This is a genomic window from Peribacillus sp. FSL K6-5616 (assembly GCF_038008245.1).
Taxonomy (GTDB): Bacteria; Bacillota; Bacilli; order Bacillales; family DSM-1321; genus Peribacillus; species Peribacillus frigoritolerans.
The window spans coordinates 3,562,924-3,586,244 of record NZ_JBBOYT010000001.1 but is presented as its reverse complement, the minus strand read 5'-3'; the positions used below and the strand labels follow the sequence as shown (position 1 = coordinate 3,586,244).

General features: G+C 42.1%; 25 protein-coding genes. 24 read left to right on the top strand and 1 reads right to left on the bottom strand.

Going from position 1 to position 23,321, the window contains the following annotated elements; genetic code table 11:
* Positions 1–16 precede the first annotated feature (16 nt).
* The 11 genes from phnG (at position 17) to MHB45_RS17135 (ending at position 9,457) form a co-directional block, all read left to right on the top strand.
* Positions 17–442, top strand: a complete 426-nt coding sequence (gene phnG, locus MHB45_RS17185; protein WP_048685602.1) for a phosphonate C-P lyase system protein PhnG — start codon at positions 17–19, stop codon at positions 440–442.
* A gap of 14 nt (positions 443–456) precedes the next feature.
* The gene (gene phnH / locus MHB45_RS17180) at positions 457–1,074 is read left to right on the top strand and encodes a phosphonate C-P lyase system protein PhnH (protein WP_048685600.1); all 618 of its coding nucleotides are present in this window, start codon (positions 457–459) and stop codon (positions 1,072–1,074) included.
* Positions 1,056–2,192 (top strand): carbon-phosphorus lyase complex subunit PhnI, encoded by a 1,137-nt coding sequence (locus MHB45_RS17175; RefSeq protein ID WP_048685599.1) that lies wholly within the window; start codon positions 1,056–1,058, stop codon positions 2,190–2,192. The genes phnH and MHB45_RS17175 overlap by 19 nt, the downstream gene beginning before the upstream one ends.
* Positions 2,185–3,039 carry an alpha-D-ribose 1-methylphosphonate 5-phosphate C-P-lyase PhnJ gene (locus tag MHB45_RS17170; RefSeq protein ID WP_048685597.1) on the top strand — a complete coding sequence of 285 codons (855 nt, stop codon included), beginning with the start codon at positions 2,185–2,187 and terminating at the stop codon, positions 3,037–3,039. The genes MHB45_RS17175 and MHB45_RS17170 overlap by 8 nt, the downstream gene beginning before the upstream one ends.
* A complete protein-coding gene (locus tag MHB45_RS17165; protein ID WP_048685596.1) occupies positions 3,040–3,885 on the top strand; it encodes an ATP-binding cassette domain-containing protein in 846 nt (281 codons plus the stop codon).
* A 32-nt stretch (positions 3,886–3,917) separates the two neighbouring features.
* Positions 3,918–5,096, top strand: coding sequence for a phosphonate metabolism protein PhnM (phnM, locus tag MHB45_RS17160; protein ID WP_253349785.1), 1,179 nt, complete (start codon positions 3,918–3,920; stop codon positions 5,094–5,096).
* 22 nt (positions 5,097–5,118) lie between these two features.
* A complete protein-coding gene (locus MHB45_RS17155) occupies positions 5,119–5,832 on the top strand; it encodes a phosphonate C-P lyase system protein PhnL (RefSeq protein WP_134783612.1) in 714 nt (237 codons plus the stop codon).
* A 127-nt stretch (positions 5,833–5,959) separates the two neighbouring features.
* Positions 5,960–6,994, top strand: a complete 1,035-nt coding sequence (phnD, locus tag MHB45_RS17150) for a phosphate/phosphite/phosphonate ABC transporter substrate-binding protein (protein WP_253349783.1) — start codon at positions 5,960–5,962, stop codon at positions 6,992–6,994.
* A 27-nt stretch (positions 6,995–7,021) separates the two neighbouring features.
* Entirely contained in the window at positions 7,022–7,810 is a 789-nt protein-coding gene (phnC, locus tag MHB45_RS17145; RefSeq protein WP_048685586.1) for a phosphonate ABC transporter ATP-binding protein, read from the top strand.
* Positions 7,800–8,585: a PhnE/PtxC family ABC transporter permease gene (locus MHB45_RS17140; RefSeq protein ID WP_048685583.1), complete on the top strand. Its 786-nt coding sequence runs from the start codon at positions 7,800–7,802 to the stop codon at positions 8,583–8,585. The genes phnC and MHB45_RS17140 overlap by 11 nt, the downstream gene beginning before the upstream one ends.
* Positions 8,586–8,644: 59 nt before the next feature.
* A complete protein-coding gene (locus tag MHB45_RS17135) occupies positions 8,645–9,457 on the top strand; it encodes a PhnE/PtxC family ABC transporter permease (RefSeq protein ID WP_095393523.1) in 813 nt (270 codons plus the stop codon).
* A 171-nt stretch (positions 9,458–9,628) separates the two neighbouring features.
* On the opposite strand, the gene MHB45_RS17130 is transcribed toward MHB45_RS17135, so the two are convergent.
* A complete protein-coding gene (locus tag MHB45_RS17130) occupies positions 9,629–10,132 on the bottom strand; it encodes a DinB family protein (protein ID WP_048685577.1) in 504 nt (167 codons plus the stop codon).
* 624 nt (positions 10,133–10,756) lie between these two features.
* On the opposite strand from MHB45_RS17130, the gene MHB45_RS17125 reads away from it, so the two are divergent.
* From MHB45_RS17125 to MHB45_RS17065, 13 genes are all read left to right on the top strand, one after another.
* On the top strand, positions 10,757–11,425 hold the full coding sequence (locus tag MHB45_RS17125) for a YdeI/OmpD-associated family protein (protein ID WP_054400644.1): 669 nt from the start codon (positions 10,757–10,759) through the stop codon (positions 11,423–11,425).
* A 117-nt stretch (positions 11,426–11,542) separates the two neighbouring features.
* Complete coding sequence (locus MHB45_RS17120) at positions 11,543–12,553, top strand: permease (RefSeq protein WP_048685573.1); 1,011 nt, start codon at positions 11,543–11,545, stop codon at positions 12,551–12,553.
* A complete protein-coding gene (locus tag MHB45_RS17115; RefSeq protein WP_161922268.1) occupies positions 12,553–13,317 on the top strand; it encodes a TIGR03943 family putative permease subunit in 765 nt (254 codons plus the stop codon). Before MHB45_RS17120 ends, MHB45_RS17115 begins: the two co-directional genes overlap by 1 nt.
* Positions 13,318–13,511: 194 nt before the next feature.
* Complete coding sequence (locus MHB45_RS17110) at positions 13,512–13,967, top strand: RrF2 family transcriptional regulator (protein ID WP_048685569.1); 456 nt, start codon at positions 13,512–13,514, stop codon at positions 13,965–13,967.
* A gap of 74 nt (positions 13,968–14,041) precedes the next feature.
* Positions 14,042–14,752, top strand: a complete 711-nt coding sequence (locus tag MHB45_RS17105; RefSeq protein ID WP_161922270.1) for a DsbA family protein — start codon at positions 14,042–14,044, stop codon at positions 14,750–14,752.
* A gap of 810 nt (positions 14,753–15,562) precedes the next feature.
* Positions 15,563–16,378, top strand: coding sequence for a uroporphyrinogen-III synthase (locus MHB45_RS17100; RefSeq protein ID WP_072273396.1), 816 nt, complete (start codon positions 15,563–15,565; stop codon positions 16,376–16,378).
* Positions 16,379–16,391: 13 nt separating this feature from the next.
* Complete coding sequence (gene cobA, locus MHB45_RS17095) at positions 16,392–17,837, top strand: uroporphyrinogen-III C-methyltransferase (protein ID WP_340908019.1); 1,446 nt, start codon at positions 16,392–16,394, stop codon at positions 17,835–17,837.
* A 185-nt stretch (positions 17,838–18,022) separates the two neighbouring features.
* A complete protein-coding gene (locus tag MHB45_RS17090) occupies positions 18,023–18,196 on the top strand; it encodes a hypothetical protein (protein ID WP_153246136.1) in 174 nt (57 codons plus the stop codon).
* A 142-nt stretch (positions 18,197–18,338) separates the two neighbouring features.
* On the top strand, positions 18,339–18,752 hold the full coding sequence (locus MHB45_RS17085; protein ID WP_048685557.1) for a DUF4064 domain-containing protein: 414 nt from the start codon (positions 18,339–18,341) through the stop codon (positions 18,750–18,752).
* A gap of 179 nt (positions 18,753–18,931) precedes the next feature.
* Positions 18,932–20,812 carry an immunoglobulin-like domain-containing protein gene (locus tag MHB45_RS17080; RefSeq protein ID WP_253349781.1) on the top strand — a complete coding sequence of 627 codons (1,881 nt, stop codon included), beginning with the start codon at positions 18,932–18,934 and terminating at the stop codon, positions 20,810–20,812.
* A 683-nt stretch (positions 20,813–21,495) separates the two neighbouring features.
* On the top strand, positions 21,496–21,879 hold the full coding sequence (locus tag MHB45_RS17075) for a DnaJ family domain-containing protein (RefSeq protein WP_081088687.1): 384 nt from the start codon (positions 21,496–21,498) through the stop codon (positions 21,877–21,879).
* Positions 21,880–21,973: 94 nt separating this feature from the next.
* Complete coding sequence (lepB, locus tag MHB45_RS17070; protein ID WP_176474440.1) at positions 21,974–22,525, top strand: signal peptidase I; 552 nt, start codon at positions 21,974–21,976, stop codon at positions 22,523–22,525.
* A gap of 247 nt (positions 22,526–22,772) precedes the next feature.
* Positions 22,773–23,258: a DedA family protein gene (locus tag MHB45_RS17065; protein WP_034309313.1), complete on the top strand. Its 486-nt coding sequence runs from the start codon at positions 22,773–22,775 to the stop codon at positions 23,256–23,258.
* Positions 23,259–23,321 lie beyond the last annotated feature (63 nt).

Here is a 23,321-nt window from a genome sequence, read left to right as displayed (position 1 = left end):
ATTGGAGGCCAATGGAATGAGAAGAAGGGAAAGAACCGAGATTTTGATTCAAGGCTCTGAGGACATTGCGAAGGAATTTGCCAAGGAAATAGCCATGAAATATAAAGTTACCGTCATTCAAAAGCCAGAGAGTGCCCTTGTGTTGCTAAAGACAAGGGAAACGGCAAAAAAGAGCTTGTTTTATCTAGGGGAAATGCTGGTGACAGAATGCACGGTCCAAATCCAGGATTCAATCGGGATTGGTATCGTTAAGGGACAGCGGGAAGAACTGGCACATAGTTTAGCGATCATTGATGCCGCTTATGAGGCTGATCTTGGCGAAACAAGGTCATGGTCACATGTTTTAGAAAATGAGAAGAAGATTATACAGAAAAATCTTCAAGAGTTTAATCGATCGATCTTAAGAACCAAGGTTAACTTCGAAACAATGGATGTTCAATAAGAGGGGGGAAAGCAATGAATTTGGATGTAGTTCATGATATACAAACTGTTTATAGAAAGCTTGTAACGGCGACTTCAAGACCTGGAACTTTAGTGGTTTTGGATAGGGAGGCCAGGACGTTGGATGTTCAAATGGAATGCTTATCTTCGACCATCCTGCTTGCACGAACGGTACTCGACCCTGAAGTGTCATTTAAGGTCATTTCAAAGGCGGAGGAGGCCGTGTCAAGAATGATCAATCAGCTTACTTATTCAAAGCCTGTTGATTTGCCGGAAGCGGATTTTATCTTTATTTTACATGATGCCTCCGAGGAGCAAATGAAGGAAGCCTTGAATAAAGCAAAGGTAGGAAATCTTTTGAACCCTCATGAATCGGCGATGATCATTCTAGAAGTACCGGATGTTACGAAAGGGGACTCAATGATCCTTTCAGGACCGGGAATTCAAGACGAATCATTCTTAAGTCTCCCGAATGTCTCCGCCTGGCTGGCTGCAAGGAACGAAAAAAACATGGAATTCCCGTTAGGAATCGATATGTATTTTGTTGATCAACAAGATCGTTTAATAGCTTTGCCGAGAACGACTCAAATTAGAGAAAATGGGGGTGGGATTTTATGGGATATGTTGCAGTAAAGGGCGGAACAAAGGCGATTGAGGAATCCATCAAACGCTTAAAGTATGAACGGGTCAAAAAAGGGACGGCCATAGAACTGCATAAGATAGAAGCCGGGATGAGAGGATTGATTGATCAGGTTATGTCAGAAAGCAGTTTGTATGATCAATCACTGGCTGCACTTGCCATTAAACAGGCTGAAGGCAATCCGGAAGAAGCTGTTTTCCTCTTGAGAGCCTATCGATCCACTTTGCCGCGAAAACATGTTTCACGGGTGATCAGTTCTGAAAATATGAAAGTCGAACGGCGGATTTCAGCTAGTTTTAAGGATGTGCCTGGCGGACAGATTTTAGGTGCCACGACCGATTATACACATCGGTTACTAGATTCGGAGCTGGAAAATGAATCGGATATAAGCATTCAAGATTGGTTACGGGCTTTTCAAGAGGAAGATCATTCAACAGAAAATCAAAATGATAGTGCTGATTTAAACTCCCTGCCTAAAGTTTTGGACTACTTAAGAAGAGAAGGCTTATTAGCAAGCTGTGAGAACAATGATTTGCAGCCTGGGGATGTGACAAGGAAAAGTCTGGAGTTTCCTTCAATGCGGAGTGAACGCCTGCAAATTTTAACAAGGGGCCAAACCGGCGCAGTTACATCGCTTGCTTATGCAGTCATCCGTGGATATGGTGCACTGCACCCGACAGTAGGGGAGCTGCGTGTAGGCCAGCTGCCCGTCCATCTCGATCACCCGCTGCTGGACGAAGGGCAAGAGGAAGATAGCTATTATATTGGGGACTTCACAGCAACTGAGGCAGAGATGCTCATTCCGCTTACGGTAGAAAAAGAACAAGGCAAAAAAGAAATAGAGTTTGAAGTCGGCTATGGCATGTGCATGGGACAAAATGAAACGAAAGCAATCGCTATGGGCATCTTGGATAATTGCTTGGAAAAACCCAACAAGGAGTTTCCAAGTCACAACGAGGAATTCGTTCTTTATCATATAGATTCAGTGGAATCGACGGGTTTCATCTCCCATTTGAAGATGCCTCATTACGTTACGTTCCAATCCAAGCTTGATAGCATTCGGAAGTCAAAAGATAAGACCACAGAGCAGGAGGTTGGATTGCATGAATAAGACTTATAATTTTGCATTCTTTGATGAAGGGTCGAAACGGGAAATTAGAAGGGCAACACTGAAGGCGATTGCCATTCCCGGTTATCAAGTCCCATTCGCTTCAAGGGAAATGCCGATTGGACGAGGTTGGGGCACAGGCGGCCTGCAGTTGACATTGTCATTGATCGGAAAGGATGACGTCCTTAAGGTGATCGACCAAGGCTCGGATGAATCCGTTAATGCCGTTAACATAAAAAAACTCGTGTCTGATACCACTGGGGTGAGGACAACGGATTGTACAAAAGAAGCCTCTTTAATCCAGTCAAGACACAGGGTGCCGGAAGTGCCGCTGCATCGGGACCAGATATTAATTCTTCAAGTTCCGTTACCGGAACCTTTAAGGAATTTCGAGCCGAGCGAACATGAAACGAAAAAGCTGCATGCTGAGAGAGAGTATAGCGGAGCATGGCTTATGTTATTTGAACAAATTATGAAGTACGGAATAATGGCGACGGATGCAGACCATCCGGTGATGGTTCACGACAGGTATGTCATGGCACCAAGCCCGATACCAAGATTCGATAATGCCAAACTGGACGGTAATGAAGCACTCATTTTGTTAGGTGCAGGCAGGGAGAAAAAGGTATATGCAGTACCCCCATATACAAATGTATCATCTTTGGCATTTGATGATTATGAATTTGAAATCGAGTCCTTTGCAAATCATTCTTGCATTCTCTGCGGTTCCAATGATGTGTTTTTGGATGAACTTGTTGATGAGGAATCAGGGGAAACGTATTTCCAATGCAATGATACAAGCAATTGCCTTGAAATGGTCAATCAAAAACAATCATTGGGAGTGAATTAAATGTCTGTGCTTGAGGTTCCCGTATTATCAGTTAAACAAATGAGCAAACAGTATGGTAACGGATGTTCGGCATGCAAACATATGAAATCAGGAAAAGTGACGAAAAACTATTGTCACGAATGCGGGACGGTTTATGCCTGCAGAGATCTGACATTCGATTTGTATCACGGTGAAGTTCTTGGAATTGTAGGGGAAAGCGGCAGCGGCAAATCCACTTTAATGAAAAGTTTGTATTTTGATGAAGAAGTGACCGATGGAGAACTGTATGTAGCTGGCTTTGAGGAAGGAAAAAAGAATGTTTTCATGGAGTCTGCCCAGAAGAAAAGATACGTTCGAAACCACCTGATGGGGAAGGTTTATCAAAACCCGATTCTAGGGTTGAAAATGGATTTTTCCTCGATCGGCAATATTGCCGAAAAGTTGATATCAGCCGGGAACAGACATGTTGGCAGCATGGAATCAAGAGGCGCCGAACTCCTTGAAGCCGTCAATATTCCGATTCATCGAATGACAGAAGAACCTAGGAATTTCTCAGGGGGAATGCAGCAAAGGGTCCAGATAGCCAAAGCATTGTCCAACAATCCTCCCATACTGCTTTTGGATGAAGTCACCACGGGTTTAGATTTATCAGTTCAAGCAAGTGTATTGGATTTAATTAAAGGCCTCCAAAGAGATTTGAATATTAGCATGGTATTGGTATCCCATGATTTGGGTGTAATCCGAATGCTTGCAGACCGTACTCTCGTTATGCTGGAGGGTAAAATAATCGAGCGAGGTTTAACAGATCAAATACTCGAAGATCCACAGCATCCTTATACCCAGCAATTAGTACACTCGCTGCTGTAAAAGAAACTAAACCGAAAATGGGGGAAGAGACATTGTTGCTGATTAAAAATGGAAAAATAATAACGGAAGACTCGATCCTGATGGACCATGATCTCTTAATTAAGGATGATAGAATTTGCCGGATTGCACCTGTGGGAGAAATCGAGAGAAGTCCTGGGATGGAAGTGCTGGACGCTATGGGCGGATATGTTTCACCAGGTTTCATTGATCTCCATTCAGATTATATTGAACATATGACTGCGCCGCGCCCGACTTCTTTAATGAATTTTAATTTGAGCTTAAGAGAAACGGAAAAGGAATTGATTACGCATGGGATTACGACCATGTTTCACTCTCTATCGCTCTATAAATCCACTGAATACGCATATAAGCCCATTCGGGAGCCGGAGAATGTAAGAAAGCTTATTGATTTGATCGATCAAACACATAGGATGAAGCACCTAGTGCGTCACCGGTTTCATGCACGTTATGAAATCGATAATTTGGATGATATCGATAGTCTAAGAGAATATGTTTTGGAAAAGAAAGTGCATCTGGTCTCATTCATGGACCACACTCCAGGACAAGGACAGTATCGGCATCTAGAGATTTATCGAAACACTTTAAGAGGGTATAACGATTATAGTGATGAAGCCATTGATGTCATGATCCGGACTCATCAAGTGAAAGAAAAGCTGACGATTGAAAGAATGAAGGAGATCGCACTGCTGGCAAGAGAAAACAATATTGCCGTTGCCTCACATGATGATGATTCAATAGAGAAGCTTGAATTGGTTCACAGCTTTGGAACGAGTATAAGTGAATTTCCAATCACACTTGAGATTGCCCGTAAGGCCCATGATATGGGGATGTATACTATAGCCGGTGCACCAAATGTGCTTTTGGGAGGTTCTCACAGCGGGAACTTAAGTGCCTCTGAAGCCATTCAGGATGGAAGCATAGACATATTATGCAGTGATTATTACCCTTCAGCCCTTCTCCATTCAATGTTTGAATTAGTCGAAAACCATGGGATGGATCTTGTCGATATGTTCAAGCTGGTTACGATTAATCCCGCAAAGGCAGTCAAGATGGAGGACGAAATTGGATCGATTCGCGAAGGGAAAAAGGCTGACATACTTATTATTGAAAAAATTTCTGGTGATTTCCCTGTAATAACAACTGTGATTGTAGATGGGAAATTGATTCAAAAAACGAATTACAGGATATAAATTCTAGAAAGCGGGTGGCAAAGTGGAGAACATATTGGAGATCAATGATTTATCCAAGTCTTTTATTTTACATAATCAACGCAAGAATATCCATGCGGTCAGCAATATTACGATCACAGTGAAAAAAGGCGAATTCATTGGCATTACAGGCAAGAGCGGCAGCGGAAAATCAACGATCCTAAAATCGATTTATGGTACTTATCGGGTTCAAGAAGGAGACATCTGGTATGATTCTTCACGCTTTGGTGCGATTAATCTAGCAAAAGCAACAGAAAGGGAAATGATTTACCTGCGTAAGCATGAGATAGGCTATGTATCCCAATTTTTAAATGTCATGCCAAGAACGACAGCAAGGCAGCTCGTTACTGGGGCCATCCTTGAAATGGGACAAACAAGGGAAATGGCCAATATCGAAACAGAAAAAATCCTCGGCCACTTTGAAATAGGAAAAGAGCTATGGGACAGTTACCCTGCTACTTTTTCAGGAGGAGAGAAGCTAAGGTTAAATATTGCAAGAGCAATGGTGAAAAGGCCGCGGCTCCTTCTGTTGGATGAACCGACAGCAAGTTTGGATCACGATTCTAAAGTGAAGGTGAAAACCCTGCTGGAACAGCTAATGAATGAAGGAACGACAATGCTGGGCATTTTTCATGACTTGGAGTTCATGAATCGGTTAGTAACTAGAGAATATAGCATGCAGAATGGCTGTTTTACTCAAGCTATTCAAAAAATTTAACGATGAATTCACATAAACTTTACTGAATATTCAGCCCCCTTAACGGCAGGTTAGTATTGTACCGGTATGGTTATATGTGAAGTGGCTGTAATGAGAAATGATCTTTTAATTGGAGGGGAGATTTAACGTGAAAAAATCGATGATGTCCATATTGATGTTAGTTATTTTACTGGTGTTCACAGGCTGTTCTTCTAGTAGTTCAACAGGTGCAAATGAAGATGATACATTGACCGTAGCATGGCTGCCAAATGAATCCGGGGAAGATTTAGGGGAAGCCCGCGATGAAATCGGGAAGATCTTGGAAGATGCCACAGGAAAGAAAGTCGAGCATAAGACGACTACGGATTATAACATTGCAATCGAGGCCATTGCTAATGGAAACGCAGATTTAGCATTCCTGGGTGCACAAGGATATATTGAAGCAAACAACAAAAACGATAGTGTTCAACCCCTGGTTGTTCCAAGCGGTGAATCAGGTACGTTGGATGATGCAGTCTATAATAGCTGGCTGGCTGTCCAAAATGCAGATGACTATAAAATGAACGGCGAATACAAAATAGACGGTATCCAAGGGAAAAAGTTCTCTTTCGTATCAAATAGCTCTACATCCGGCTTCAAAGTTCCTTCCACGGGAATCGTTGATTATTTTTCACAGCAAGATAAATTCAAGGAATTAAAGGCCGAGGATTTATTGGAAGGCGGGAAAGATAAATTCTTCAGTGAAGTGCTTTATGGCGGTTCACACCAAGGTTCGGCTGTAAATCTTTTGACAGGGAAAGCGGAAGTGGCAGCTTTTTGTGATACATGTGTCAATAATTATGTGGAGCTGGCTGATGGGGAAGAGAATAAAGCAGGTGCTTTGTATAAGGTAAAGAAGGATGCAGCTGAACCCTTCAACACAGTTGTGGGTAAGACATTCTCACTCATTTCAGTGACTCCAGTTTTGAATGCACCTTTCGTTGTTAACACCGAATTAGTCAGTGAGGAAACACGTGAAAAAATTCTTGAAACGTTGATGTCTGATGAAATAGCCAATAACGAAAAAGTTTTTGTACCGGAAGATTCTAAGTTATCAGGTCTATTTAAACGGGTGAGCGGAAAAGAAAGATTGGTAGAAGTCGAGGATGACTGGTTCAATCCAATTCGGGAATTATCTAAATAAAGGCAGTAATTTGTAGGAGGATCATACATGAAAACATTATTGGAAGTGAAAAATGTCTCAAAACATTTTGGAAATGGTACAAAGGCGTTATCCAATATTGACTTCACTGTGAAAGAAGGAGAGTTCGTTTCGATCATAGGGCCATCCGGAGCAGGGAAATCAACTCTCCTTCGATGCATCAACAGGATGATCGATGCTTCTAGCGGAGAAATCATTTTTGATAATGATCATGTATACAAGGTGAATAAAAGGGAGTTAAAGAAAGTACGCAGGAAAATAGGGATGGTTTTTCAACATTACAATCTTGTAAATAGATTAAGTGTGATTGAAAATACCCTGCATGGGCGATTAGGCTATAAATCTACATTGGCTGGAATCCTTGGGCTTTATAGTGAAGAGGAGAAACTTCAGGCTGCTAAATTGCTCCAAATTCTCGGTCTTGAAGATCTAATCTATAAAAGGTCCGATCAGTTGAGCGGAGGACAGAAGCAACGGGTTGGCATTGCACGGGCGCTTATCCAAAATCCTAAATTGCTATTATGCGATGAACCGATTGCCTCTCTTGATCCGAATTCTTCCAAAGTGATCATGGACCATTTAAGGGATATCTGCACTTCCATGGGAATCACGGTAGTAGTCAACCTGCATCAAGTCGATGTTGCCCTTAAGTATTCGGATCGAATCATCGGTGTGAATAGCGGCAAGGTTGTTTTCAATGGCACAACTCAAAATATAACCTCAAATGATATCCATCAGATCTATGGATCAGATGAAGGAAAGTTGATTTTTGATTTGGGAGGTTCCCATGCCGGCTGATGTTTTTGCAAAAAAGAGAAGAAATTCACTACTATTGTTTTTGCTTATTGGGGCTGCGACGGCAATTTCCATCATCATTACAGAATTCAGCATCGCAAAAGGGGTTACTTCGGTTCCTAAGGCCATACAATGGTCGTTATCGAATTTCTATCCAACAAAGGATTCCCTTGCCAAACTCCCAGACATTTTGGTAAAGCTGAAAGAAACACTTTTGATATCCGTTGCTGCAACCACATTAGCGGGAATATTGGCCTTTGTATTTGCGATATTGGGTTCCAATACGACAAGGGTGAATGCATTTTTCGGAGGTTTTAGCCGTGGGATAGCCGTTTTATTTAGAAATATTGATGTCTCAATATGGGCATTGGTTCTGCTATTCTCATTTGGACAAAGTTCCTTGACTGGTTATTTTGCCTTGTTTTTCGGATCTTTCGGTTTTTTAACAAGAGCTTTTATTGAAACGATTGATGAAGTGAGTTCAAGCTCTGTAGAAGCTTTGCAGACAACCGGCGCAAGTTATCTAACCGTCATTTCGCAGTCTGTTATTCCTTCGACCATTCCGCAAATGATCAGCTGGGTACTTTTTATGATTGAAACGAATATCAGGAATGCAACATTGGTCGGGCTGCTTACAGGATCGGGCATTGGTTTTACGTTTAATCTGTACTATAAAAACTTGAGTTATGACATTGCCAGCCTTGTCGTCATTACGATCATCATTTCGATATTATCTATTGAATTGATCTCAAATTATGTGAGGAGGGTGATTTTATAATGCAGGCAGAAGGTCCAATCAAACCATTTCCTGCTCCTACTGGCCAGGATTTAGATAAAATGCTACTTGAACGATTATCGAAAAAGCCCTTCTCGAAATCTTCAATCGCGATTAGGTTGAGTATGCTGGTACTGGCAGTTTTGACCATATACGCTTTTGCCAGTTTTGATTATAAGGATGTTAAACTGTGGGACGCGCTGTCATTGACCGCCGACAATTTGAAGACCATGTTTTTTGAACCGCATCTGAAGCACTTTACCTTTTCACAAGCGCTTTATCAGGTGTCGATTACATTAGGTTTAGCCTTCTTGACAACAATATTTGGTGCGATCATTGCCCTGATGTTGGGGCTTTTAGCGGCTGGAAATATCTCGTCCAAGCCATTATCGATTATCATAAAGGGATCGGTTGCCCTGATTAGAGCCGTTCCTACCGTGTTATGGGTCCTCATTTTTGCAGTCGCAGCAGGGCTGGGCAGTGTAGCGGCCGTTATAGGGATGACGTTTCACTCCATAAGTTACCTTGTGAAGGCCTACTCGGAATCCTTCGAGGAAATTGATAAAGGAGCTATAGAGGCCCTGCAAGCAAGCGGAGCGAATTGGTGGCAGATCGTGTTCCAAGTCATCATACCATCTTCGATCACTTATATCATTTCGTGGACCTTCATGCGCTTTGAAATCAATTTTGCAGTGGCGGTCGCAATGGGCGCAGCGGCAGGAGCAGGAGGAATCGGCTTCGATATGTTCATGGCAAGTGGATTTTACTTTGACTTGAGTGAAATTGGAGCAATCACTTATTTTATCCTGATCATCGCAATCTGTCTTGAAATCTTCGCAACACAAATCAAAAGGAAACTAAAAGTATCATCTTGATACTAGAATGCTGGTTAGGGAAATAGGGGCTCTGCCAATCTATCAACTTGGTGCAGCCCCCGACAGTCACGATCGTTTCATAGCATGCATGAAAAAAGACCACAAAATGACGTGGTCTCTTTGTTTTGTTTGAAAAGTCTCCGGCTGATTATCTAATTTGTCATGAAAGGCTTATATAAGGGCGGTCTTTATTTCTTGAATCTGTTTGATATGCCTTTGTTCATGTAAGGATAATAACTCAATCCATTGATCCAATGAGAGGTCCCCGAACAGGGGATGTTTGGCTTTCTTTCTATTTAACAGGATATCTGAATCCATATCATAAAGAACCTGTAATAATCGATCCCTTGATTCTGCCAGCAAATCCATGAGGCTCGATAATTGAAATGGGGCTGAAGAGGGTGAAATGGCCTCAGGGGATGAGAATTTCCTTGTTCTATCAGTAACGAAGTAAATGTTTTTTTGAATGATATTATTAAAATCCCTTTCCCGAATGCCATTTGCTATAACTTCGGTAAAAACCTGCTCCGTAAGATATAAATGATGGCAAATTTGGGCGATGTTCCATACTTCAGGCACAGGCTTATGGTGGAGCGTTTTTTCATCCAACCCCGTAATTTCCTCAATTAACTGTTTTCTTGATTCAAATAGCAAATCATACTCGATATAATTCATGAGAACTCCCCTTTTGTGACACTTCATATGAAAGCATCACTGAATTTTTTGATCTAGGAAAAAACAAAGGGATATCTGATTGCATAAAGAATGCATAAAAACTACGGAAAATACACCTGATTTAAAGTGGATTCATGATGATTGAAGGAGTGTGACACTATGTTTTTTAAGCATGGTTTCTATTTAATGAAGAGTGTAAAAAGATATCTCTTATAGTACAACGATAAGAGATGTTTCATTGGTATTCGTAATTTTGAGGAAGAAATGCAGAGCTGAAGTCAGTTCTGTATTTCCAGGGACTACATTTTTTCTGGAGCTTTGATACCCTATCATGCCTATGCAAAAAAGTTGAGTTTATGCCTACTTAGAATGTTGCGCCTAGGACCTCCGCTAATGAACCGAAAAATGAAGCTGGCATTCAAAGGGAAAAGAATCTAAAGAAGCTGGACATGGGAATTTATTATATCTGAATTATAGCACAGTTAATATTTTCCTAGAAATGATTATATGAAAAGAGACGGAAGTTTTCCACATCGACTTTTTATACTATCTAGAGAAAAGTTGCTAACGCAATGGGAAGCTTATAAACTGAAGGTAGAAAAAATCAACTAGGTGGTGAATGCAATGGCTAAAACAATAGTTGAAAAACTGAATTTACATAAATATGAACGGGTGGCAGTCCTGAATCAGCCAGCCGGGGCGGATTATTTAGCAGAGCTGCCGGATTACGATACAAAGCTTAATGAAAGTGCTTATGATCTTATATTTGCCTTTGTATTGGATATGGATTCTTTAAAGAGAATCGTGGATAAGGTGATTGAGAAAAATCATTTAAGTAAAAACGGCTATATTTTTTTGGCGTACCCCAAGAAGGGGAATAAAGAATATGCTACATATATTCATCGTGATGATCTGATGCAGGGCCTTGGTGCGGATGATGAAGGCTATGTTGGCTCGAGTGACCTGAAGTTTGCGCGTATGGTTGGGTTGGATGATGTCTTTACGGTAGTCGGACTGAAAGAAGACTCAAAAAATAGAAACCGTCCATCTACCAAAGCAAGCCAATCAGTAGATGATTATATCGGCATGATTTCTGAAATTGAGAAAGATTTGCAGGACTCCCCTGATTTGCTTGCGTTCTATCAATCACTTACGCCAGGGTATCGCAAGGATTGGGCCCGTTACGTGTATAGTGCAAAACAAGAGGCGACACAAGTGAAACGGCGCCAGGAAATGAAAACGATTTTAGGAGAAGGTTACAAGAGCAGGGATCTATATCGAAGGAATAAATGAGGGTGGGGAATGTCTTCCATTCTCTTTTTTTTCTGTTCTGTTCACCCTATCAAAAGCATATACTAGACCGAATCCAAACTTAAATCGTAATAATTATGATTTGTGAGGTGGTTAAATATGCTTTTGAAACGCTACACGGGAAATTTGCTGTTATTGATTCTGCTGTTTTTGCTGCTGGCATTCTTTTTTCTAGGCGATGTGTTCATTCCCAAAGCGATTGATTTCTCCGACTACCCGATGCTTCACTCTGTGTTCGTCGTGTTTTTGGGATTGTTTTTAGAATCGATTCCTTTCCTGTTCCTCGGGGCCATTGCTTCATCATTCATCCAGTTGTTCATCAGTGAAGAAATCATTCAGCGGATGATACCCAAAAGACCCCTGACGGCCATTTTTGCCGCGATAGCGGCTGCGCTGATCATTCCGGTTTGCGAATGTGCAATCATCCCGGTCGTCCGGAGATTGATTCAAAAGGGTGTCCCGGTCCATGCAGGTGTGGTCTTGCTCGTAACAGCCCCAATATTGAATGTCATCGTGTTTGGCTCAACTTATTATGCGTTCCAAAATAATCCGTCCATTCTATATGGAAGAATCATCCTTTGTGTCCTGACGGCCATAATCGCAGGTTTATTCATTCATATATTCAGCACAAAAGATGTGGTGAAAGAGGACAAGGTGGAACTGGTACAAGGGCATGAACATGATATTCAGTCCAGTAAATGGACAAGCTTCATTGATCATACTTCGCAGGAGTTTTTTATGGTCGGCAGATACTTTATCATCGGGGCCTTGTTTGCCAGTCTATTTCAGGTGTTCATGGATCGGTCCGTAATGGCCGATATTGGTCAGGCGCCAATAAAAGGCACGGCGTTGATGATGGGAATTGCGTTTGTGCTTTCACTCTGTTCATCAGCTGATGCATTCGTAGCGGCCTCCTTTTCCCATAGTTTTCTGCCAGGCTCCATACTGGGATTCCTTGTATTTGGTCCCATGCTGGATCTGAAAAATGTTTTGATCATGATGTCCTGTTTTAAACGGAGCTTCGTCGTCACGTATGTCCTGCTTATTTTCGCAGTCGTCTTCAGCCTATGCCTGATTGCAGGCGGATTGATCAGTAAGGGGGGCTTCTGATGAAACGTTTTTTTATCCAAAGACTTGAAGGGTTGCTGCTGCTGGGATTGGGCCTCATGATCTTTAAATTGTATGTTTCAGGATATTTAACGAAATTGATTGCACCAAAGATGGTCCCATATGCATTGGCGGCACTTTTTGCTTTTTTAGTGATCAGCCTTCTCCGAATGAAAAAACAAAAACAGGGTGAACAACATTGTGATTGCGGATCGAATGGGGAGTCTTCCTCCTCCGCACTGGTCCTGAAATATAGTTTGTTCTTCCTTCCGATTCTGCTGGGCTTCATCCTGACCGACTTTACATTAAGCGGGGAAGTGCTGGCGAAAAGGGGGATGGCGAAGCAGCAGGCACAGATGGTAAGTTCATATGATTCAGGGAAACATGCGAATGGGGAGAAAATCTCCGTAAACGATGATAATTATTTTGAAGTACTGGATGATTTACTGAACAACCTCGATACGATCGAGGGGAAGGAAATAGAGATTTCGGGATTCATATACCGTGAGGATACATTTACGAAAAAACAAATGGCCATCTCCCGCCTCTCCATGTCCTGCTGTGTGGTCGATGCGACGTTATACGGATATATGGTCAACGGGAATGTGGAAGGAATGAAGACGAATGATTGGTATACGATTACAGGGACATTAAAAAAAGGAAGCTATAAAGGGGAACCCGTACCGGTGATCGATTTAAAAGAGTCGAAGAAAATAAAGGCACCGGAAGAAGCTTATTTATATGAAAATGTACAAATCATTCAGTAGGATTGGAAAACCCGGCAAAAGGATGTTTTGCCGGGTTTTGGTGCCGAAAGGGGGATATTATTTTGCGGAACCCGGAAACGGACGTAAAATCGTGCGCTGCAGTCGAAAAAATCGGGAAACGGCGCCATTTGTTCGGGAGCACGTAACATAGTATAATGGCCTTACCATGGATAAGAGTGTAAGGGGGGATAATCTTGTCTTCAAGTAATCGAAACAATCAAATTGGACCGCCGCGGTTTGCCATTGCCGTTCACTCTTTGGTTTGGCTCGCACAAAGCGAAAAGCTCCTGACAAGTTCGGCAATCGCCTTAAAGGTGAAGTCACATGCCACTTTTTTAAGAAGGGTGATGGCACAGCTTGCAGCTGCGGGGATCGTCGAAACAAAGGAAGGACGGGAAGGCGGTTATAGTCTGAAGGTGCCTGCCTCTCAGCTTACTTTGGCGGATGTGTATCAAGCGGTACGGCCGGAATGTCTTGTTTGTATGGAAACGAGCGAATGCGGAGAGGTTGGGAAACAGCTGGATACGGCTTTGGAGGAAATCATGAACGAAGCCGAAAAGGAAACATTGCGCCTGCTAAAGGGCTATACATTGGAGGAATTCATGAAAAAAGTCGACTTCACCAATTTTGAAAATGAGTGTCTGGGCTAATATCCTTGCAAGAGGATACCCAGGATTATATAATGTGCTTAATGCAATTGCATTTAAAATGAGGAGGTATTTACATGAAGGTGGAAATTTGGTCGGATTATCAATGTCCGTTCTGTTATATAGGTAAGCGTCGATTCGAAGATGCTTTAAAGCAGTTTGAAAATAAAGATCAGGTAGAGGTCTCATTTCGCAGTTTTGAGTTGAACCCAGAGGCTGAGCGGGATATCAATATGACTCAAAATGAAATGCTGGCCAAGAAATACGGCATGTCTCAAGCGCAGGTGGAAGCGAACAGCCAAAACCTGACTCAACAGGCTAAAGAATTGGGACTCGATTATCATTTGGACAAAGTGGTCTTAACGAATTCGTTCGATGCCCACCGCTTGATGCACTTTGCTGAATCAAAAGGTAAAGAGAAAGAAATGAATGAACGACTATTTAAAGCTTACTTTACGGAAGGCAAACATATTGGCGATCATGCTACATTGGCAAGTTTGGCTGAAGAGGTTGGCCTTGAAAAGTCCGAGACGGAGTCCATGTTGGCAGGAACGGCATTCACGGCAGAGGTTAGGGGAAATGAGCAAGAAGGAAGCCTGCTTGGAATTACAGGTGTCCCATTCTTCGTCATTAATCGCAAATATGGAATCTCCGGCGCCCAGCCAACGGAAGCATTCCTCGATACGCTAAAAAAAGTATGGGCTGAGGAAAATCCGCTTACGATCGTGAATGATCCAGCAACAGGCGACGCTTGTACGGACGGTTCTTGTAACGTAAAGGAAAAATAGAAGATATGAAGAAGGAGACCTGAAACTGGGGTCTCCTTCTTTTTACTTAAAAAGGAAATGTCATGTATGGCAATGAATATAGTGTACAGGATGGCTTTTCCAAAAAAAGTTCGAAATGAAAGGGAGTTAAAAGATGTATATAATGATTGGAATACTAGTCTTCGTGATTGCATGTGCAGTAATTGCCAAACTAATTTCCTATAAATATTGAACATGTCATACAGCATTCGCGAATGAAAATTATTATAAGGCGGTTGCGAAACTGGAAAGGGAAGGGATACCATTCAAAACGAAAACTCCTATGAATTTAGGCACTGAAAACTTTCAGAATCGCCATGAAACCACTCAATATGATGTTTTTGTAAAAAAAGAACAGGAGCATATTGCCCAAAGGGCGATAAATAAGAATTAACAAAAGGTTAAATCGTGAAAATCGCTGTCCTGATGGCAGCTTTTTTGTATTGACTGAAAAGATAAGATAGGGAATTGAAGCAGGCCATGTTTTGCTTTTTTGGAAACTTACGAGTATTTACTCGAAACTCACGAGTAAAAGCCCGAAACTCACGAGTATTTGTTCCAAACTCATGAGTAAAAGCCCAAAACTCACGAGTATTTGCTCCAAACTCATGAGGGCGGGACTTATGAAAAGCAAAATGCTGCTAATTCATCTTTCCACTGAATTTATATAAGATAAAAGAAAGAAAAAGCGTTGTTTTTGATATGGAATCCGTTTTTTATAGTTTCAAAGACTGAAAATTTGTATAATGGGTGAGATGGATTTAATTGAATGTACATATAGGAGGGGCATGGATGAGTAAGCTTGATGGCAGGACCGTTGCTTTATTGGGGGCGCGGAAGACGGAAGAACTTAGTAAAATCGTTCAAAATCTTGGGGGAGTCCCGCTTGTTCGCCCGGCACAGGGGACCGTTTTCCTTGATGATTCCCATTTGGAAGAGGATATCACCCGGTTGATGGCAGGGGAGTTCGATTGGATCATTCTCACGACGGGAGTGGGGACGGAATTATTATATAAAACGGCAGTGAAGATGGAAGCGGGAGATCGTTTCATAGAGGCTTTGCAGTCTATGAAAATTGCAGCTAGGGGCTATAAAACGGTTAATATGCTGAAAAAGCTTGGCCTGCAGCCATTAATCCGTGATGATGATGGCAGTACGGCAGGGCTTGTTCGCAATCTGGAAGGCCATCTGCCTGGAGGTGTAAAGGTCGCTTTGCAGCTTCACGGCGATCCGGCGCCTCTTTTGATGAATTGGCTGGATGAACAAAAAGTGGAACATAAAGAAATCCTGCCATATGAACATATAGCGCCTGAAAAAGAAACGATGCAGCAGCTGATCCAAGAAATCCTTGAAGGCAAAATCGATTCGGTTGTGTTCACGAGTGCACCCCAGCCGCGAAATTTAATGAGATTTGTCCGTGAACAAGGCGTGGAGGATAAGATAGTCGGCCTGTTTGCATCAGATGTAATTGCTCTTGCGGTCGGAAAGGTAACGGCGCAGGTGGTGATCGATGAAGGGATTGAGCGGGTTATATATCCTGAAGATCAACGGATGGGCAGTGCGATGGTGGAGCTGGTGAAATATTATCAGGGAATGGCAAGCAGATAGGGGTGAGTGCGGCATGACCAAGGGCAAGGTTTATTTTGTTGGTGCAGGTCCGGGTGATGAAGGCCTGATTACCGTAAAAGGCCAAAAAGCGATTGAAAAAGCGGATGTCATTTTATATGATAGGTTGCTAAATCCCAAACTGTTGGAGGCTGCTGCCTTCGATTGTGAATTGATATATTGTGGCAAGACACCTTATGCTACTGGCATCAGCCAAGGGGAAATCAATGAGCTGCTTGTTTCCAAAGCACTGGAAGGGCATCGGGTCGTCCGTTTGAAAGGCGGTGATCCTGCCGTTTTTGGAAGAGTCGGGGAGGAAGCGGAATCGTTGAAAGATGAGGGAATCCCATTCGAAGTCATTCCGGGGGTTACGTCCAGCATTGCTGCATCCATGTACGCAGGAGTCCCCGTCACACACCGGGATTACGGACGTTCCTTTGCGATGGTGACGGGCCATGACCAAACGAAGAAGGATATAGATTGGAATGGGCTTGTGAGTATAGATACGGTTGCCTTTTATATGGGTGTGGCCAACCTTCCGTCTATCCGCGAAAATTTGATCAATCATGGAAAGCCGGGGAATACACCGGCACTCGTCATTCAATGGGGCACTTATGGAAGACAGGAAAGTGTCGAGGGGACCTTGGATGATATCGTCGAACGGGTAAGTGGAAGGTCGCTTGGCAATCCTGCAATCACCTTGGTCGGGGATATCATTTCACTAAGGGGAAAACTGCAATGGTTCGAAAGGAAGCCGCTTTATGGACAACGGTTTTTAGTGGCCCGGACGGGGACGGCAAAGAGTGCCTTGGCGGAAGCCCTGTATGAACTTGGCGGCGAAGTCATCGAGTTTCCTAAATGGAATGCGGCAAAAGTGAAAATAGAAGAAAGTCAGCTGCTCGCTTTTCTTTCGTATGATCGAATTCTCTTCACCTCGCCTGAAAGTGTCCATGGATTCTTGGATTCACTCACTGAACATGCTATTGATTTCCGTCGGATTTCTTCAAAACTATATGTGTTATCAAGGAAATCGAAAAAGGCTTTACAGCAACGGGGTCTGACGGCCGAGCTCAAATCCGGGATGCCGGATACCGGAACATTGTTAGTTGTTGGGGATCGAAATAGAGATCTTAGAGATCCGGCACATGGGGACGGAGACTATATTCAATCAATCGCTAAATTTGTCGATGAAAGATTCCTTGAAATCTTTCCGAGAATGCTGGATGGGAAAGCTGTAGGAACGGTACTATTTTCGAATCGGCATTCAGTCGATATGCTGATGCAATATGGGAACAAGGCAGACGTGGATGTTGAAGCGCTGCTAAAACAAGCCTCCATCGGGGTGATCGGGGAAAGTACCGGCAATAGACTTCAAGACTATGGATTTACATCTGATATGATGCCGAAAGAACCGTCTGTCGAACAATTGGTGGATTTGATTGTGAATAGGAATGTTTGTTAGGCTCTGCTAAAAACAGAGTCTATTTCCTTTGGAGGGCGTCGTTATTCACCTTCTATTAATATTGTTGGCGTTCAGTGTTGGGGCCAATCGTGTTATCATTTAATTACGGGACATCACGGAGTACGAAAAGCCCTCACTTACTGCTTTTATTGGCCGGAATTCATTCAAGGACAGGAGGTGACTTCATGTTTAATATTGGTGATATTTTATGGCAATTATTCTACCTTGCCCTACTTGTTCTGTTATTCTTTATGGTTGTGAAGGCGGTCCGTTTCTTTATAAAGCATATGACAAAAATGAATAACCTGGAAAATAAAAGAGATGAATTACATGAACGATTGAAAAAGAAGGATGAATGAAGGCGAGGCAGGGGAGCGTTAAACGTATTTGGACGAATTCACCAAATGGACACTCAACTTTGAGGAGTAAGGAATAAAAGTCTTTTATTCCTTCACAGATTGGGTATTATATATACGTGACTTTTCCAGGGAGGCGAAGTAAATGAAACGGACATGGGAATACGTATTAAGTATCATAGGTGTGAGTATCGCCGCGATTTTTTTAATCGTGACGATCATATCGGCCGTCTATCTCAACAGTATCGATTTGAAAGAAATGGTGGACAACTCATTAATGACAGATTCTCAGGAGTTTTCCTCATCTGAGATAGATATGTCAGTCAAATTTTTCATGGGCTTATTATGGGCTGGGATCATATCGCTGTTCATTGCCTTGGCAGGCGGTTTGATCGCTATCTTTCTATTAAAGGGCGGCAAGGCGAAGGGAGCCGGAATCTTATTGATCATTACGGGCATTCTGACGATTTTTCATGTTTGGCCGCTTATCTTCTTCATCATACCGGGTATCATGTGCCTTGTAAGGAAGCCGAAGGAAACGGTGGAAGTGATCGAATGATCCGGCATCATACATAGTTTTGTGATTTGAAAACAAAGGAGCTTTCCCGATAATGCGGGTAAGCTCCTTTTATGCTGTAAGGATATTTAAGGGGGAAATACCTTATTATACCTGCAATCACCAGTCTATCATGTTACTATTATTATAGATTTAAATATAAATAGACTGGAGTTCGATCGATGAAGATACCTTTAATGAAGATTGGGGCACTGACCTGTTTAACACTCGGTTTGTACAATGGACAGGCTTTTGCGGAGTCTGGAATAACCAATGCGTGTTCATCATTCGGTGAGATTCAACCCAATGAAAATCCTTCCCATAAGCAGATTAACTGCTTACTGACGAATGCGGCAATAGAGGCTGAAATCCCCCCTGAAGTGGTAAAAGCGGTGGCTACGCAGGAAAACGGGGATTGGAGGCAATTTAATGAGGATGGTAAACCGATTATATCCGACGATGGCGGCATCGGTCTAATGCAGCTTACCAATAAAAGTGGGTATGACCAGAAAAAGCTGGGAAATGATATAGTCTACAATATCGGGGCAGGCGTCGAGGTCCTGAGTGGCATGTATTCAAGAAGGGATTTGCCCAAGATCAAAGGTGCAGGACGCAGGGTCATCGAAAATTGGTATTTCCCTGTAATGGCATACAATGGGACAAAACCGGTGAACAGTCCACTTTACCAGGAAAACGGACAAAGAAATGCAAATGCCTACCAAGAGGAAGTTTTTGCTGAGATAGAAGGACAAAGTTATTTAACTGTTACAAAACTGGCAAAATATCCATTCAAAACATCGGACTTTCAATATGATCGGAATAGCACTGAAAATATCATCTTTAAAAATCTTGAATACACACTGACAGATCAAACGCATGATTCAGTTTATTGGTTCAGGGCAGGAGACAAAGTGGTGACATCTTCAAGCGCGAATATCAGGAAAGAAATAAACAATACCGAAGGTGCAGTACGTGTGCCGCCAAATACAAGCTTGATCATCACTGGGAATTTTGACTATCACGAATCTAAGGGAAATAAATTTGTCTTTTACCCCGTACAAACGGCAGACAAAAGTATTAAGGGGTATGTTTCATCAGCTTACATCTCCAATCGGCCATCGATTGTCAAGGATACGAATAAGCCTGTGATTTCAGGGACTGCCGGTAAATCGATTCCATTCAACTCAACTTTCAATCCTAAAACCGGCGTAAAGGCGAAGGATGATAAAGATGGTGACCTAACGAATGTCATCCGAGTTGAAGGTAAGGTCGATACCAAGAAAGTGGGCACCTATAATTTGACTTATACGGTAGCTGACAAAGCTGGGAATGTTTCCGAGGTCACAAGGAAAATAACCGTTTATGATCAAGTCAAGCCTGTGATATCAGGTGCCGGGAACAAAACCATCAAACTTAATTCTTCATTCAATCCAAAAACAAACGTGAGTGCGAAGGATAATGCCGATGGAAATTTGACTAGTAAAATCAAAGTGACGGGTACAGTCAATACGAAGAAAAAGGGGACCTATACATTGAAGTATACGGTCACAGATTCATCGAAAAATGCGGCGACGGTCACAAGAAAGATCACGATAGATGGCACCAAGCCAGTCATCTCGGGAACCAATAGTAAAACCGTTGGCTATTATTCGACATTCAGCCCTAAATCGGGCGTATCTGCGAAAGATAACCTGGATGGCAACATGACAAGTAAAATAAAGGTGACAGGTACGGTGAATACAAAGAAAAAAGGTACGTATACATTAAAGTATACAATCACTGATTCATCGAAAAATACGGCGACAGTCACAAGAAAGATCACGGTAGACAGCACAAAGCCGGTCATTTCCGGTGCCAAGAGCAAAACCATTGCCTATAACTCGACATTCAATCCTAAATCAGGTGTATCCGCAAAAGATAATCTTGATGGAAGCTTAACAAGTAAGATCAAAATAACAGGGACTGTGAATACGAAGAAAAAAGGCACCTATACACTGACTTACACAGTTACGGATAAATCGAAGAACAAGGCGGAAGTAAAAAGGAAAATCACCGTTAAATAGAAGGCCAAAAAGGATTCCCTGAATAGGGGAACCCCTTTTGAAATTCCTTTGAATTTTCACCTAAAGTTAAGAGATTGGGACTCTACGAGCCCACTATGTTAGGCCATTTTTGGACCTTCCATGTCCAATTGGCAATCTTCTTTAAATTAATGGTAGCCTCCATTTACCAAATGGTTCGGTGGCACCAATTGATCTAAAGTAATCATTTCAAGTGATCTCCCTGAATAGAAACATGTTTAGAAAGCATCCTCATCACCACAAGTTTGAATACTTCTATTTTAAAACAAAAATGGCTCTAGGCAAAAGTGTTCTATCTAAAATTAAAACAAAGTTGATTGGAACGGAAGGTACGAGACTCCTGCGGGAAAAGCGAGTCGAGGTAGACCCCGCAGGCGAAAGCCGAGGGCGGACCGCCCGCGGAAAGCGAGTGCCCTACGTTCCAATCAACGGCCAAATTGTACAAGCCATAAAAAAATGTAGACAAAATCGATTTTCATCGAGTTTGTCTACAGTCTGCAAGGATTCCCTGAATAGGGGAATCCTTTTTTGATGTCTGAATGTGTTTGGCTGCAAGATAGGCATATATAATAGTAGAAAGTGTCCTCAAGGGTGGAGCAGGTATTGATAAAAATGTTATAATTGTAAAAACATGTAATGACAAGTGATCTGAAGGGGGATTGTTTATGGGCAAAGAACACGGGCATGTGAACTGGATGGATCAAATTTTTAAGGAATATGAAAGAGAAGGCGGGCTGAAGAATAATCCTGGCTTTGGTAAACCGCTTCCGGAGTCGGCGCTGTCGGGAAATATATATGACAACTTCTTGACGAAGGCCAAGGATGCCGGCTTCCTTCCGCTTTGGATAAAATGGCAAAAAGAAATTCGGGAAGAGCTAGCCGAATTGGTTCGATTGAAAAAAATGAATGGAACTGAATCTGAATTAATGAAACGAATGGATGAAATTAATGAGAAAGTCCGTACATATAATGCGATTTGTCCAACCCAAATGCAGCGTAGGGAAATAGAGTTGGAAAGCATCGAAATACAGTATGAAAAATGGAAGTAAATTGCAATGTGTAAAATGTGGGTATTTGTATGACGTGATCATGAAAGGATTATGTTATAATGGCATGAATAAAAAACAGAGAGAGGGACTTCGAGTGGAAAAAAGAAAAGAAGTTTTTTCATGGATAAAAGCGATATTGATTGCAGTCATTCTAGCTTTTTTAATTCGAACGTATATTTTTGCACCGATTGTCGTGGACGGTGAGTCAATGATGCCGACTCTGCAAGACCACGAAAGAATTGTTCTTACCAAGTTTGGAACGAATATCGATAATATAGACCGGTTTGATATTGTCGTTTTTCATGCAACGGTAGATAAAGATTATATAAAAAGGGTTATCGGTCTGCCTGGTGACCATATTGAATATAAAGACGATACGCTTTATATTAATGGGAAAGCTTATGAAGAACCATACTTGGACAAATATAAGAATCAGATGGCATCAGGAGTGCCGCTGACTGAATCCTTCAAGCTCGAAGATATTACAGGCAGCATGACAGTGCCGGAAGACCAGTTGTTCCTTATGGGGGACAATCGCCAAAATAGTTTGGATAGCCGTGAAATTGGCACGATATCCGTCGATGAAATCGTGGGCAAGGCGAATCTAGTGTATTGGCCGATCAATGAAATAAAGATTGTGAAATAAGAAGAAGCGGACTCGGGTATCGAGTCCGCTTTTATTGTTGCCGAGTTTCATCCGTAAAGAGGAAACTGTCATACAGGTATTTCAACAAAAAACGTGTCCATTCTTCTTTTTTTTCTATTTTTTTTATGAAAATCAACTCATTTGGGTTAAATTAGGTTATCCTATTAAAAAGAAGTAATCACGTTACCCAGGCCCGCATAAGAAAATGGATTACTTTAATAAAGGGTGCTGAGATGGAGTACTTTAGATGGATATAGTAAAAGATTTAATATCAAACTATGGTTATTTTGCGATATATGGATTGTTGGCCATTGGGATCATTGGCTTGCCGGTACCTGATGAGTTCATGATGACTTTTGTCGGCTATTTGTCATCCATTTCCGTTTTGAATGTCCAGGGAGCATTCCTTGTCAGTTTCCTTGGCTCGATATCCGGGATGCTTGTCAGTTATTTCATCGGGAAAAAGGTGGGGAAGCCTTTTTTGAGGAAGCATGGTAAGTGGATCAAAATGACCCCCGCGAGGTTGGAAAAATTGGAGAAATGGTTCAATAAATACGGTCCATGGACGATTATCATAGCCTATTTCATCCCAGGAGTCCGTCACTTCGCCAGTTACATTTCCGGTATGAATGGAATGGGGAAACGAAAATACTTTATCTTTGCAGGAGCCGGGGCATTCAGCTGGTGTTTGGTATTTACGACTTTTGGCTATTTCATCGGTGTGTTGACTTAACGCAAATAAAACTTACAACATTTCTTTATTGAATCAGAAAATCCCGTTTCTGAGTATTAGAAA

Bases quoted from the DNA above. Each gene is read 5' to 3' on its own strand.
- phnG (WP_048685602.1), top strand. From the start codon at position 17: ATGAGAAGAAGGGAAAGAACCGAGATTTTGATTCAAGGCTCTGAGGAC.
- phnH (WP_048685600.1), top strand. From the start codon at position 457: ATGAATTTGGATGTAGTTCATGATATACAAACTGTTTATAGAAAGCTT.
- MHB45_RS17175 (WP_048685599.1), top strand. From the start codon at position 1,056: ATGGGATATGTTGCAGTAAAGGGCGGAACAAAGGCGATTGAGGAATCC.
- MHB45_RS17170 (WP_048685597.1), top strand. From the start codon at position 2,185: ATGAATAAGACTTATAATTTTGCATTCTTTGATGAAGGGTCGAAACGG.
- MHB45_RS17165 (WP_048685596.1), top strand. From the start codon at position 3,040: ATGTCTGTGCTTGAGGTTCCCGTATTATCAGTTAAACAAATGAGCAAA.
- phnC (WP_048685586.1), top strand. From the start codon at position 7,022: ATGAAAACATTATTGGAAGTGAAAAATGTCTCAAAACATTTTGGAAAT.
- MHB45_RS17140 (WP_048685583.1), top strand. From the start codon at position 7,800: ATGCCGGCTGATGTTTTTGCAAAAAAGAGAAGAAATTCACTACTATTG.
- MHB45_RS17135 (WP_095393523.1), top strand. From the start codon at position 8,645: ATGCTACTTGAACGATTATCGAAAAAGCCCTTCTCGAAATCTTCAATC.
- MHB45_RS17130 (WP_048685577.1), bottom strand. From the start codon at position 10,132: ATGAATTATATCGAGTATGATTTGCTATTTGAATCAAGAAAACAGTTA.
- MHB45_RS17125 (WP_054400644.1), top strand. From the start codon at position 10,757: ATGGCTAAAACAATAGTTGAAAAACTGAATTTACATAAATATGAACGG.
- MHB45_RS17120 (WP_048685573.1), top strand. From the start codon at position 11,543: ATGCTTTTGAAACGCTACACGGGAAATTTGCTGTTATTGATTCTGCTG.
- MHB45_RS17115 (WP_161922268.1), top strand. From the start codon at position 12,553: ATGAAACGTTTTTTTATCCAAAGACTTGAAGGGTTGCTGCTGCTGGGA.
- MHB45_RS17105 (WP_161922270.1), top strand. From the start codon at position 14,042: ATGAAGGTGGAAATTTGGTCGGATTATCAATGTCCGTTCTGTTATATA.
- MHB45_RS17100 (WP_072273396.1), top strand. From the start codon at position 15,563: ATGAGTAAGCTTGATGGCAGGACCGTTGCTTTATTGGGGGCGCGGAAG.
- cobA (WP_340908019.1), top strand. From the start codon at position 16,392: ATGACCAAGGGCAAGGTTTATTTTGTTGGTGCAGGTCCGGGTGATGAA.
- MHB45_RS17090 (WP_153246136.1), top strand. From the start codon at position 18,023: ATGTTTAATATTGGTGATATTTTATGGCAATTATTCTACCTTGCCCTA.
- MHB45_RS17085 (WP_048685557.1), top strand. From the start codon at position 18,339: ATGAAACGGACATGGGAATACGTATTAAGTATCATAGGTGTGAGTATC.
- MHB45_RS17080 (WP_253349781.1), top strand. From the start codon at position 18,932: ATGAAGATACCTTTAATGAAGATTGGGGCACTGACCTGTTTAACACTC.
- MHB45_RS17075 (WP_081088687.1), top strand. From the start codon at position 21,496: ATGGGCAAAGAACACGGGCATGTGAACTGGATGGATCAAATTTTTAAG.
- MHB45_RS17065 (WP_034309313.1), top strand. From the start codon at position 22,773: ATGGATATAGTAAAAGATTTAATATCAAACTATGGTTATTTTGCGATA.